Origin of the sequence: Butyrivibrio sp. NC2002 (assembly GCF_000702265.1) — a bacterium.
GTDB lineage: Bacteria > Bacillota > Clostridia > Lachnospirales > Lachnospiraceae > Butyrivibrio.
Window position 1 is genome coordinate 160,037 of sequence record NZ_KL370881.1, and the last position, 13,205, is coordinate 173,241.

A 13,205-nucleotide genomic window follows, 5' to 3' on the forward strand; every position below is an offset into this window, starting at 1 on the left:
AGTATATGAAATTTCGCCCTTGTATAGATATTCATAACGGAAAAGTAAAGCAGATAGTAGGTGGCAGCCTTAAGGATAGCGGAGACTATGCTAAAGAGAACTTCGTATCCGAGCAGGATGCTGCCTTTTTTGCGCATTTATATGATGAAAAAGGCCTGACCGGCGGACATATAATTTTGCTAAATGCCGCAGGAAGCCCATATTATGAGGCAACTTTAAACCAGGCATTGTCTGCTCTTGGAATAGCGCCCGGAAAGCTTCAGGTGGGAGGCGGCATAAATGCAGAAAATGCAGAAATGTTTCTTGATGCCGGAGCTTCGCATGTGATAGTTACAAGCTATGTATTTTCAAATGGCAGAGTTAATTATGATAACCTCAAAAGGCTTGTCAGTGTTACCGGAAAAGAGAAACTTGTCCTTGACTTAAGCTGCAGAAAAAAGGATGGAAAATACTTCATAGTAACCGACAGATGGCAGAACATGACAGATGTTGAGGTAAATGAAGCGACTCTGGATGAACTATCAGGTTACTGTTCGGAAATGCTGATCCATGCAGTTGACGTAGAGGGAAAGCAGTCCGGGATAGAGAGCGAACTTGCAAAGGAACTTGGAAACTGGGGAAAAATGCCCATGACTTACGCGGGCGGAGTTCACAGTATTGAAGACATCCATGCACTAAAAAAGTTAAGCATTGGAAAGCTCGATGTAACTGTTGGAAGTGCTCTGGATATTTTTGGCGGAAGTCTTTCATTTGATGATGTAATAGAAGCATGTAAAGGGTAATGATTATTACTTAATGAGATATCTTTATAAAGATTCTGATGCATAAAAAGGGAGTTGCCAAAACGGGCAGCTCCCTGAATTTATGTATATCTGTTGTGGCAAGGATATTACTGATCCTTGTCTTTTAATTTGCTGAAAACAAGCGCGTAACCATCATCGCCATAGTTGAGAGATCTGTTTACTCTACTGATGGTTGCAGTTGAAGCACCTGTCTTTTCTGCAATTTCCAGATATGTCTTATGCTCTCTAAGCATAGCAGCAACTTCGAATCTCTGTGATAACGAGATGAGCTCGTTGACTGTACACAAATCTTCGAAGAAACTATAGCATTCTTCTTTATCATCCAAAGCCAGAATTGCATCAAATAAATGATCAACTGCTTCAGTTCTGATTTTTTTATTCATAAAAACGCCTCCATACCAATAAGCAGTTACTCGAATTTACAATATTTCGTCAATTCTATCTACTGCCTGCATATTTTAACACATTAAACAAGTAAAGTAAAGCAGTATGGTCCAAGGTCTGATAAATTGTGATTTTTTTCGCGAATATTTCAATAATTCCTTTACTTTTTATGATGCTTATGCTATCCTAATTATGTTGTTTTAATACAACAAATCGTCAATAGATAAATAATTGACGATAGAACTATTTTTCATTTTTAGTGGAGGTAAGATATGAACAAGGGTACAGTTAAGTGGTTCAACAACCAGAAGGGTTACGGCTTCATTTCTGATGAGGCAGGCAATGATGTATTCGTACATTATTCTGGACTCAACATGGAGGGCTTCAAGTCTCTTGACGAGGGCGCTGCAGTTGATTACGACGTAATCCAGGGTGAAAAAGGACCTCAGGCCGTTAACGTAAACAAGCTTTAATTTACGGTCAACATTTAATCAAGAATACAATGTGCCTTATTCTTATATAGATGTATATTTAGAATCAGCAGATGTACAAATGATTAATCATAAAACCCATCCGGTAATCGGATGGGTTTTATTGAGCTTATGGATTAAATAATACTGATTTAAATAGTTCTTTGTTTTCCTTAGAAAAACAAAAGTCATATATGGCAGCGGAAATCAGTTATCAGATGAGTTTCCGGCAGCTCTTTCTTTTGCAGTTTCTGCAGATGTTTTCTCAGTAGTCATAGTGCACTGTCCCTGGAAAACAGCATTTTCATCAATTACAAGACTTTTTGCAGTAAGGTCACCGATTAGTTTGCCGGTGTCGCTTATCTCAACTTTGCCGTTGCCACAGCTGACGTTACCGTTTATCTCTCCTGCGAGGAAGAGGTTTGTTGCGGTTACAGCGCCATTTATCTTGGCATCCTGACCAAGAATGAGAGAACCGTTTACAGTTACATTGCCGTTAACTGTTCCGTCAACCCTTGTGCTTTCTTTGGTTGTGAGCGGACCGTCAACGATTGCACCGGGTGCGATAAATGTGCTTATCTGATCTGATGCTGTATCAACTGTTTCATTTGGTTTCCCCGAGTTAAAAAGTGCCATTTTTCGTTTCTCCTTTATCCATTTATTTCTATTAAAGTTTCCGGATCTATAAACTCGCCATTATAAGTTATCTGATAACCAAGAGTTGTATTGGAGTCTCCAACTACGAAAAGAGTAGTACCTCTGCTGACTACGTCGCCTTCGTGTACGAGACAGTCTCCTGAATTTCTGTAAATTGAAACATAGCCGTTTCCGTGGTCTATGGAAATGCTGTTTCCATATTTTACATCTGCAGTAACGGAAGTAACGGTTCCTGCTCCGGAGGAAACGATTGTTGATCCTTCGGCTGTTTTAAATATAAGGATTGGATTGCCCGTAAGTTCAGCGGCTGCTTCACCTTCGCCGTCTTCATTATCTTCACCATCTTCACCCTCAGCATTTTCGCCATCTGTATTTTCATCAGGAAGAGTGATCTCTGCTGAATTAGGATCATCAAGTGTGTTGGTCATAGAAGCGGTTCCATCAAGGATAGGAAGCTGTGATGGCTGGCTTTGCTCTTCAGCCTCAGCTGCTGTCTGCTCTTCAACTTCAACCTTCTGATTGAGTGCCTGGCTTAGCTGTGATACTTCACTTTGCAGCTCTGAATTGGTCGCAGCAAGATTGGCATTGGTCTCCTCCAGATCGTGTATCTGTGCAACCTGCATGGCAGATGTGTTTTTTAGGTTTTTGATATTGATGGATGTACCAACTATGAAACATATGATGGCAACAAGGATCGCAAATAATGAAAAAGCAAGTACCTGCGTGGCAACATGGCCGAGGTGGAGACTTCCGCTGCTTGCGTCAGAATCGCCGGAGATGATCATGATAGTATAGTGTCTTTTATGTCTGTGCTTTTTGGGCTTGTTATTTTCAGTCATAAAAAAAACCCCCTTTATTTCTATGATATAATAGCACATCACTGTATATTATGGCAATTATGTGTGATCTGGCTCAATGTTTGGCTCATAATATCCACACTTTGATTTACAATACAGTGAAAAGATAATATAATAAGTAGGATTATGACATTAATTGTCGGATTATCAGTATTTAAAAAATTGGAAGTGAGGTTACAATATGGCTTTATTAAAACAGTGGCGTGATATGGCTTATTCAGAGAAGGCTGATAAGGCACAGCTGCAGAAACTTTGGACAGATTATTTTCAGAAGGAGCGTGATATCTACGCAATCCTTCTTAAGAACCCTGATGAGACAGTAAAGGGTACAGTCAAGGAATTGGCTGATAAATATGGCGTTGATATCATGACTATGACAGGATTCCTTGATGGTATCAATGATTCACTTAAAGAGCAGAACCCTATCGATGATATGGAAGAAGATACAGAGGTTCAGCTCGGATTTGATAAGGAACTGCTTTACAAGAACATGGTAGCTGCAGGTGCAGATTGGCTCTATGGTCTTGAAGAGTGGAATGAGATCTTTTCTGAGGAGAAGCAGAAGGAGCTTTACAAAGAGCAGAAGGCTTCTCAGACAGTAAGAAAAGAAAACAAGATCTATCCCAACGATCCCTGTCCGTGCGGAAGCGGAAAGAAATATAAGAAGTGCCACGGTAAGGGCAAATTCTAAAATGACTGTACCCGGTAGGTACGGTAGAAAGAGGAAAAAATGAACAAAGAAGAATTTCAGGAAGTTTACAGACATTCATTGGCACACATCCTGGCAAAAGCCGTAATCGAGCTTTACGGAAAAGAAACCCAGTATGCAATTGGTCCGCAGGTAGCTGACGGTTGCTATTATGATTTCGTTTTGCCAAAGGCTGTGACAGAAGATGATTTCAAGACCATCGAAGATAAGATGAGAGAGATCATCAAGAGAAGAGAGGACTGGACAAGAAAGGAAGTTTCTAAAGCGGAAGCTCTGGAGATATTTAAGGATCAGAAGTTTAAGACTGAGCTTATAAATGATCTTCCGGAAGGTGAGACTATCACTACATACAATACAGGTGATGACTTCATCGACCTCTGCAGAGGACCTCATGTGGATAACTCTCAGGAACTTATGAATGTATCATATAAGATCAAAGCTGTTTCAGGTGCTTACTGGAGAGGCGATGAGAAGAGAGATTCCATGACTAGAATCTATCTGTATGCATTCCCTTCAAAGGATGAGCTTAAGGCGCACCTTAAGATGATCCAGGAGGCTCTTGAGCGCGATCACAAGAAGATTGGAGCACAGCTCGATCTTTTCATGTTCGACGAGACAGCACCCGGTATGCCTTATTGGCTTCCCAGAGGCTGGAGAATGTATCAGACTCTGCTTAAATTCTCAAGAGACATTCAGGATAGACATGGCTACACAGAAATAGCAGCTCCGCTTATCGACAACAAAAAGCTTTGGCTTATCAGCGGACACTGGGCTCATTATATCAACAACATGTTTATTGTTCCCGGTGTTGCAGGTAATGTTCATGCCGATACAGAGATTGCTGATGTATATGAGAGCATGGAAGAGGATGCAGCAAAAGCTCCTGTAAAGATTGAGAGAGGTTCTGTGATCTATAATCGTGAGCAGATCGACACAATGGGAGCTAAGCCCATGAACTGTCCCAATGCCATGATGACTTATAAGAGAACTGTTCATTCATACAAAGAACTTCCTATCCGCTACAGTGAATATGATGTTCTTCACAGAAAAGAAAAATCCGGACAGATGAACGGACTTTTCAGAGTACAGGAATTCCGTCAGGATGATGACCATACATTTGTAATGGAGTCACAGATTGAATCAGAGATCGAGGATATCATCTCAATTGCAGATGAGATCTATTCTACATTTGGTGTAACCTACAGAGCAGAGCTTTCAACACGCCCTGATGATTTCATGGGTGACATCGAAGTATGGAACAGAGCAGAGGCTTCACTTAAGAAGATTCTTGATGATAAATACGGTGAAGGCGGCTACGAGATCAACGAGGGTGATGGCGCTTTCTATGGTCCTAAGATCGATCTTCAGATCAAGGATGCTCTTGGAAGAGAGTGGCAGTGCGGAACTATCCAGCTTGACTTCCAGCTTCCTCATAACTTCGGACTTACATATCAGGCACAGGACGGAAGCCTTGAAATGCCTGTTGTAATACACAGAGCTATTTACGGTTCACTTGAGAGATTTATCGGTATCATCATTGAGAACTACAAGGGTGCATTCCCGTTCTGGCTCAGCCCTTATCAGGTAGGTATTGTTCCTATCCGTGTTGAGCACAATGAGTATGCTAAGAAGATCGCTGACCTTCTTATGGACAACGGTATCAGAGCAGAAGCTGATTATTCCGACAACAACATGAAGGAAAAGATCAAGAAGTTCAAGAACTACAAAGATCCTTATATCATCGTACTTGGTGATAAGGAAGCAACTGAGAACACAGTATCTATCAACCTTCGCGGTTCAAACAAACAGCTTCAGAATGTACCGCTCGATAAATTTATTGAGATGTGCAAGACTATGAATGAAAAGCATCTCCTTGATCTTATCGATACTGTAGAATAATACTTTATAGTGAATGAGAGATTAATGGATACCATTAACGATTTAACAGGTTATAAAAAGAAGATATTATCGGCAGCAGGTATATTTGCATACTTCGTATCTGCAGCGATGCTTGTATATTCGGTATTTCTTTCTATAAGTACTGATATATGGTACGACGAACTCTTTAGTATGGAGTTCGCCTGCCGTGATATTTCGGAAATGATCCAATTAACAGCGGCGGATGTTCACCCGCCGCTGTATTACATTGTCATACATTTTTTCGTTTTTATATTTGAAAAAATAAATATTGATGCTGTAGTAGCTGCTAAGCTGGCAAGCGTAGTGCCATTTATTATTTTGTATATATACGCCATTACTTCAGTAAGGAAAAGATTCGGTACTTTTACAGGTGGGATTTTCTCACTGGCAGTTATAGGCATGCCAAATATTTCAGAATACCTGGTTGAAATCAGAATGTATAGCATTGCTATATTCTTTATTACAGCGCTTTGCATCCATTCTCTGCCGTTTCTTGAAGAGGATAAGGATAAGCAGATAAGAGGGCTTAAGTGGGGAAAAGCAGCGCCTCTGTTTATATACGGACTTCTTGCATGCTATACCCAGTATTATGCTGCTGTAGCTGTTTTTGCAGTGTATTTGTTCCTTGTTGTATGGTCGGTCAGAAAAAACATAATGCAGCTTGGTATTTTGCTTATAAGCGGAAATCTGACGGTTATATGCTACTATCCCTGGATAGGAAAAGTGTTATCACAGGTAGGAACGGTATCAGAGAATTACTGGATTCAGGAGCTGACTATAAGAAGCCTTGGCGGTGTTGTGAAGTATCTGATGAAGCCATCTTTTTTTAATGATAAGCTGTCGATTGTTCTTGCAGTTTTGATGACACTCCTTGTTTTGGCTGTAGTGATCCTGAATATAAGGAATGCAAAGGTATGGCTGATGTTCATGCCCATAACAGGTATTGTAGCATTCGGTTTTGCTGCATCTATGCTTATCAGACCGATTTTTATATACAGATATATGCTTCCCGGAATGGGCGCATTCTGGCTGGGCATTATAATCGGATGCAGAAATATTCTGGATAATGACATAAAAAGATCCGGTATTTTATGGCGCATTATGAGGGCAATCCCTTATGCTGCAGCGCTTTTTATGATCGTATTTAGTATCAGAGATTACTGGGCTTTCAGGGGAAATGAGTTGTACAGAAAAGTAAACATGGTAGAGACGAAAAAGCTTTTTGCTGAGATTTCAGATAAGGAAGATGCTCCGGTAATTATCTGCAATTTTGATCATGTCTGTGGTCTTATGGCCTATTATCTTGATGAGAAAGAGAGCAGAGACGATATGCCGGTTCTTTTATACGGAATGGAGCCTGAAAAGCTGATCATGGATATGCTTCCTGAGACAGGTCATATTGAAAATGCTCAAGACATAAAGAATATTTTATCATCAGGGAAAAAAGTTCTCTTTATGGGAAGCTTTAATTCCAGAGAAGACCTCCTGAAAGAATGGGAGAACGAAGCCGGAATTAAGAGTGAAAACAAAGGCAGTTATCTGCTTGAAAGATACTGGTTTGATGTATTTGAACTCTCGCTTTGAATAAACAGGCGACATATATAGATTGAACATATAAGGAGAAGTTTGTGAAAAAGGGACTATTTAGCGGAAAGAAAATAATTGCTATATTTATGACGGCAGGCATAGCTGCAGGTTTCTTGGAGAGCGCGGAGGTAAGCTATAGAATAAAAGCCGAGGCAAAAGTTGAGGATCTGAGCGAAGCTTCGGGATGCAGCTTTATTGTGCCCGCAGGCTTTGTTATGACAGCTGACGAGGGCGTTTTTGTCAATGAACACTATCCGCTTGAATCCGCTAATATTACTTATAAAGTCAGCTATCTTCCAAAGGAAAAGGTTCTCACCAACAAAGAAAAGGCTGATGGAGTTTCAGCTACCGAAAGCGATGAAGAACTACTTTATGATAATCTTACAAAAGATATCTATGAGGAAATACAAAAGGAAAACTATGTAAATCTCTATGGTGAGGATGTGGATTTTGGAGTAGATTCGTTTAATGAAAACACTATCGATGGATATCCCGGATATATGATCGAAACGCATCTAACTCCCACAGGTTCTCAGACAGTTTACCAGAAGATTTTCATCATCCTGTCCAGATACAAGGCTTTCAGCATAATTTATTCCCGGGCAGATGATGATGATTTTGAAGAAAGCTTTGCAGAGAGCATAGATAGTATTCACGTAAGATAAAGGCAATCCTCCTGCTTATGAGGAATGGTATAAAAAAGCTGGAAAAATGAGATAAATCATTTTTTCCAGCTATTCTTATCTTATCGTTTTGACCAGGTATCCGGTGAGAAGAGTATGAGCATTGGCAACAGCTCAAGTCTTCCTGCAAGCATGTCAAACATCAGGACAAATTTGGATAATACAGAGAAATGTGCAAAGTTTCCTGTGGGTCCTACCATGCCAAGACCGGGCCCTATGTTATTAAGAGTAGCAGCTACAGAAGTAAAATTCGTCTCATAATCAAATCCGTCTGCTGAAACAATCAAAGTAGAAACTATGAATATGATAACGTACATACTAAGGTAGGCAGATACGGACTTTACAACTGTGGTTTCAACAGGCTGTCCGTCCATATATACTCTTTTTACAGATTTGGGATGAACAATGTAAATAAGTTCATTCTTGATGGCCTTCAGTAATATAAGCACTCTGGATAGCTTAAAACCGCCTCCTGTTGAACCTGCACAGGCTCCGAATAACATAAGCAGAGCAAGGAGTGTTCTTGCAAATTGCGGCCATGTGTTAAAGTCGAGTGTGGCAAAGCCGGTTGTAGTCATGACTGAAACAACTGAGAACAGAGAGTGGTGGAACGATTCAAATGGTGTAGCGGTGATATTGGCTCTGTAAATGAGTATTGCGATTATGGTGGCAGATCCAAACATAAGGGCAAGGTAGAGCTTTACTTCATCATTTTTTAAGGCTTCCTTTGGACGCATGGTTATCAGGTAATAATATACACTGAAGTTTATTCCGCAGAGAATCATAAATACGGTTATTACTATCTGCGAAGGAGTATTGAATGCTCCGATACCTGCGTTTGTTATTCCGAAGCCACCGGTACCAACCGTAGCAAATGTTGTAACAAGTGCTTCATACAGGTTAAGCCCTGTGAAAAGCAGTAAGATCACCTGCGTAAGAGTTATGCCAAAATATATAAGGTATAGAATTTTGGCTGTTTCTCTGACCTTCGGAACGAATTTGCCAACTGAAGGTCCGGGTGACTCGGCTCTCATAAGATGCATGCTGTATCCACCGGACATAGGCATGATTGCAAGAATAAAGACTAAAACACCCATGCCGCCAATCCAGTGCGTGAAGCATCTCCAGAACTGAACACTCATATACATTTCAACATTGGACAAAATGGTGGAACCTGTTGTTGTGAGTCCGGAAATGGTTTCAAATAAAGCATCCACATAGCTTTTAGTAACTCCTGTCAAAGTAAAGGGAAGAGCACCGATCATACTGATTATGATCCAGGTAAGAGCGGTGACAACAAAGCCTTCCCTCGCATATAGTGCCACATTTGCCGGCTTAAAGGAAACACCTATGGCGCCGGCTACGAGACAGGAAACGGAAATAGCCATAAATACAATAATGCAAAGAGTCTCATGATATATGAGAGCTGTCACAAGTGGCAGCAACATAAGAAGTCCCGTTATCTGCACTACTCTAAAGAGCAGAAAACGAATCATTCCGTAATTCATAAAAATATATCTCCCAACTTTATTATTTATGCAAGGATGTCGGAAATATCCTGAAGTCCCATACAGCTTGTAATGATGATCACAGTATCTCCGGCTTGAATTGTGCTCTGGCCGGTAGGAGAGATGATTTCTCCATGTCTGTTGATAAGTGATACGATAACACCTTTTTTCAGGTTCATTTCTGCAAGAGGAACTCCGATAACTTTTGAGTTTTCGGTGACAAGAAATTCAAGAGCCTCTACCTTGCCGTCGTTCATCTTGTAGAGAGCTTCGATACTGTTGTTCCCCAGGGAATTGCTCATTCCGCGCACGTACTTAAGTATCCTCTGAGCTGTGATATGTTTAGGATAAACAATACTTCCAATCTGCAAAGTATCGATGATATCACCATAATTTACGCGGTGAACCTTGGTTATGAGCTTTGCTTTTGGATTGACGCTCTTTACATACATAGAGAGCATTATATTTTCTTCATCAACGTTGGTGGTTGCAACGAAGGATTCTGTTCCCATAAGTCCTTCTTCCATCAGTGTATCCTTGTCTGTTCCGTCTGCATTGATTATAAGTGCTGAAGGCAGAAGCTCCGACAAAGCTTTGCAACGCTCAATATCTCTGTCAAAAAGTTTAACATCTATTCCAAATGTAATAAGCTGCTGTGCAAGATAATAACCGGTTGAACCACCGCCTACGATTATGGCAGAGCGCACTCTTGTGGTGGGTAGACCGATCTTCCTGAAAAAGTCAGCAATGTTTCTTGATGCTCCAACAATAGTAAGTTCATCTCCGGGACAAATAATAAAGTCACCGCGGGGAATAAAGACTTCGTCATTTCTTTCTACAACTGCGATAAGGACCTTACTTTTTATCTCAGACTGCAGATCCTTCAGGGATTTGCTTGCAATCCTGCTGTCCTCAGCAACAGTCATGTGCACTATCTCAGCACGACCTCTTGCGAAGGTTTCAATCTTAGTTGCAGCAGGGAATTTTAATAGTCTTGCTGCTTCGTTAGCGCATAATTCCTCAGGATTAACAATAAGTGATAATCCGAGTTCTTCCTTTATGAAATCAACTTCTTTTTTGTAGATGGGATTTTTAACACGCGCAATGGTGTTACAATGACCGGCCTTTCTTGCGATAAGGCAACAAAGAAGGTTAAATTCATCATTTCCTGTTACAGCGATCATAAGATCGGCATACTCTATGCCTGCATCCTTCATTACAGAATAGCTGGCACCATTTCCTACTATGCCCATAACGTCAAAATTATTAACCAGAGTCTGTATGACGTCACGTCTCTGCTCAATAACAGTAACATCGTGACCTTCTCCGCTAAGCTGTTCTGTAAGCGCCACACCGACGTTACCGCAGCCAACGATAATAATCTGCATTTTTATGCCTCCAATTTTTTAAACATACTGAGTATATTCTACCACAACTAAGCATATTAAGTATTAATATTTGAAACTTTCCGCATCTGGGCAGTTTCTGTTAATATATAGAAAGTGCGCATAGATTAGGGATTTTTTATAAATTAATCGTTAAAAACCCAGCATTTATCCTTTTTTTAGATTAATTTATATGCCATTCATTGTTTTTTCAACGGATGATACTTATACTTTTTGTTAGTGAGGGGATGAATGTTATAAGGAGATTACTTTAATATGAGAGATTTTCTTTATCGTTTTTTTCAGGGACGATATGGAGCCTATGGAACTGACAAGCTGACCAAGTTTATGCTTGCGATAGCTGTCATTCTGTTAGTGCTATCTTTCGCAACTCCCCTGGGATTTCTATATTATTTGGCCTTTGTGCTGCTGTTTTATTGTTACTTCAGGATGTTTTCTAAGAATATACCGGCAAGGTATAAGGAAAATGAGGCATTTGTCAAAGTCATTGATCGTATGGTCAACTTTTTTAGAGGTATTGGCTGCAACTTTTCTCAGCGAAAAAAATACCATATTTATAAATGCCCCAATTGCAAGCAGAAAATACGTATACCAAGGGGAAAGGGGAAAATCGTAGTGAAATGTCCAAAGTGCCAAAATGAATTTATCAGGCACTCGTAAACTTGTGATTTTCACTAGTGTACTACCGGATACCTGAGGGTTTGCGTATATCGAGGAAAGAATGCTTAAGTATTTAGTAGTGTATGCAAGTGAATCCGGAAATACCAAGAAAATTGCCGATGAGATATTTTATGCCCTTCCGTCTGATTCCAAAGAGGAGATAAATGTACGCAGCTGGAACGGCAGGCATGATGCAGAAACTTATTTTATCGGCTTTTGGGCTAACCGCGGAACCTGCTCCCTTGAGATAATAGATCTGATATCTTCACTTCATAAAAAGAACGTGGCATTTTTTGGAACGTGCGGACTTGGAAACGACGCAGAGTACTACAAGCTATTGGAAAAAAGCGCCGTTTTGTGGCTCGCCGATGACAACTTTTTTATCGGGTCATACTTTTGCCAGGGATCTATGCCTGCACTTATCAGAGAAAAGTATGAGACTTACAGGGACAGGCTGCCGGATTCGGATTTTAACAGAATGATGACAATAATAGATGAGGGACAAAAACATCCTGACAAGCAGGATCTTCTAAAGGCAAATGTGTTCACAGATACCGCGATCCACAAAATTCAGAATAACGACGAGTATTCACGACTTAAAAATATAATTTAAGAGGCAAAGCTTAAAAATGAAAGCTTTGCCTCTTTTTCAGTTCATTATGAAGCATCTCAAAATATAGATCAAAAGCAGATGCAATGGGTAAAAGGCGTAGAAGAAGTATTTTGTTTTTGAGGTGATAAAGCCGCGCTTTCCGCTGTAAAGAAGCATAAGAATAAATGCGGGTAGCGAAAATAATTCGCCATACATGGTTAATAAGGAAAAATATCCTGCACATGATGCAAGTAAGGGCATATTTCTGAAAAGGTACAAAACGGTTATAAGAAGTATGCCGTTATAATCATAGTCGCTTGATATGTATTCGCATAACAGCCCTCCTGCAACTGGCGGTATCAGATACAGAACTAAGTGCAGGGGATTTTTTAGTGCATATATGAGTGGGAAGTATGTGTACTTAGGAAAAAGCTCCGGGTTAATATTGCTTCCTTCAAAAAACAGATTTCGCTCAACATAATTCATAACAGCAATGACTATGAGTCCTACAAGAAGTGTGAAATAAACGTTGCATGCAGAAAAAATCTTTTCAGTGTTACCTGCAAGAAGTTTAAATATATCGGGATTAGCTACATCTTCCCGCACTCTTAGTGCTGCGTCGAAAAAAATTTCGGAGATAAGTCCAAATAGAGCCATGTTAAACACATATTTTTTGATGTTTTTGGTGTGAAGGAGTCCCTGGACCAGCAAAAAGCAATAAAGCGGAAAGGCAATTCTTCCTATATGGCGTATATTCTGGTAGAGAACTACGCTGCTTTCCCTGCTAAGACCAAAAGGGTATATTTCCCCAAGTACCATGAAATATAAGAGCCCGGCACCTATGTGATCAATAAACATGGTGATAAGAGCAATAAGTTTCAGGAAGCTTGAATTTATGAATGAATAATTTTTTTCTGAAATGATTTTTTTTATGTTAGACATAGGGTTATTATACCGCGCAAATGTGAT

The 13,205-nt window shown here is 40.1% G+C and carries 13 protein-coding genes; 7 read left to right on the plus strand and 6 right to left on the minus strand.

Features of this window, described 5'->3' with window-relative positions:
- Positions 1-5: 5 nt before the first annotated feature.
- Positions 6-782, plus strand: a complete 777-nt coding sequence (gene hisA / locus T543_RS11725) for a phosphoribosylformimino-5-aminoimidazole carboxamide ribotide isomerase (RefSeq protein WP_035768725.1) — start codon at positions 6-8, stop codon at positions 780-782.
- Positions 783-889: 107 nt separating this feature from the next.
- On the opposite strand, the gene T543_RS11730 is transcribed toward hisA, so the two are convergent.
- Positions 890-1,186, minus strand: a complete 297-nt coding sequence (locus T543_RS11730; protein WP_035768727.1) for a YerC/YecD family TrpR-related protein — start codon at positions 1,184-1,186, stop codon at positions 890-892.
- Positions 1,187-1,459: 273 nt separating this feature from the next.
- On the opposite strand from T543_RS11730, the gene T543_RS11735 reads away from it, so the two are divergent.
- Positions 1,460-1,660: a cold-shock protein gene (locus tag T543_RS11735; protein WP_022761586.1), complete on the plus strand. Its 201-nt coding sequence runs from the start codon at positions 1,460-1,462 to the stop codon at positions 1,658-1,660.
- A 204-nt stretch (positions 1,661-1,864) separates the two neighbouring features.
- Here the strand turns inward: T543_RS11735 and T543_RS11740 are convergent, their stop codons facing one another.
- Positions 1,865-2,293 (minus strand): bactofilin family protein, encoded by a 429-nt coding sequence (locus tag T543_RS11740; protein WP_051638749.1) that lies wholly within the window; start codon positions 2,291-2,293, stop codon positions 1,865-1,867.
- Positions 2,294-2,307: 14 nt separating this feature from the next.
- A complete protein-coding gene (locus T543_RS11745) occupies positions 2,308-3,153 on the minus strand; it encodes a M23 family metallopeptidase (RefSeq protein WP_035768729.1) in 846 nt (281 codons plus the stop codon).
- Positions 3,154-3,352: 199 nt separating this feature from the next.
- On the opposite strand from T543_RS11745, the gene T543_RS11750 reads away from it, so the two are divergent.
- Genes T543_RS11750 through T543_RS11765 form a run of 4 tightly spaced genes read left to right on the plus strand, consistent with a single transcriptional unit; the run spans position 3,353 to position 8,052 of the window.
- On the plus strand, positions 3,353-3,862 hold the full coding sequence (locus tag T543_RS11750) for an SEC-C metal-binding domain-containing protein (RefSeq protein WP_035768733.1): 510 nt from the start codon (positions 3,353-3,355) through the stop codon (positions 3,860-3,862).
- A gap of 39 nt (positions 3,863-3,901) precedes the next feature.
- A complete protein-coding gene (locus T543_RS11755) occupies positions 3,902-5,779 on the plus strand; it encodes a threonine--tRNA ligase (RefSeq protein ID WP_035768735.1) in 1,878 nt (625 codons plus the stop codon).
- Positions 5,780-5,803: 24 nt separating this feature from the next.
- Entirely contained in the window at positions 5,804-7,384 is a 1,581-nt protein-coding gene (locus T543_RS11760) for a glycosyltransferase family 39 protein (RefSeq protein WP_035768737.1), read from the plus strand.
- A gap of 44 nt (positions 7,385-7,428) precedes the next feature.
- Positions 7,429-8,052, plus strand: coding sequence for a hypothetical protein (locus T543_RS11765; protein ID WP_035768738.1), 624 nt, complete (start codon positions 7,429-7,431; stop codon positions 8,050-8,052).
- 80 nt (positions 8,053-8,132) lie between these two features.
- On the opposite strand, the gene T543_RS11770 is transcribed toward T543_RS11765, so the two are convergent.
- Both T543_RS11770 and trkA read right to left on the minus strand, forming a co-directional pair.
- Positions 8,133-9,578 (minus strand): TrkH family potassium uptake protein, encoded by a 1,446-nt coding sequence (locus T543_RS11770; protein ID WP_035768740.1) that lies wholly within the window; start codon positions 9,576-9,578, stop codon positions 8,133-8,135.
- A gap of 26 nt (positions 9,579-9,604) precedes the next feature.
- Entirely contained in the window at positions 9,605-10,966 is a 1,362-nt protein-coding gene (trkA, locus tag T543_RS11775; protein WP_035768742.1) for a Trk system potassium transporter TrkA, read from the minus strand.
- A gap of 739 nt (positions 10,967-11,705) precedes the next feature.
- On the opposite strand from trkA, the gene T543_RS11785 reads away from it, so the two are divergent.
- Complete coding sequence (locus T543_RS11785) at positions 11,706-12,257, plus strand: flavodoxin family protein (RefSeq protein WP_035768744.1); 552 nt, start codon at positions 11,706-11,708, stop codon at positions 12,255-12,257.
- Positions 12,258-12,293: 36 nt separating this feature from the next.
- Here the strand turns inward: T543_RS11785 and T543_RS11790 are convergent, their stop codons facing one another.
- Positions 12,294-13,178, minus strand: a complete 885-nt coding sequence (locus T543_RS11790) for a TraX family protein (RefSeq protein ID WP_197023965.1) — start codon at positions 13,176-13,178, stop codon at positions 12,294-12,296.
- Positions 13,179-13,205 lie beyond the last annotated feature (27 nt).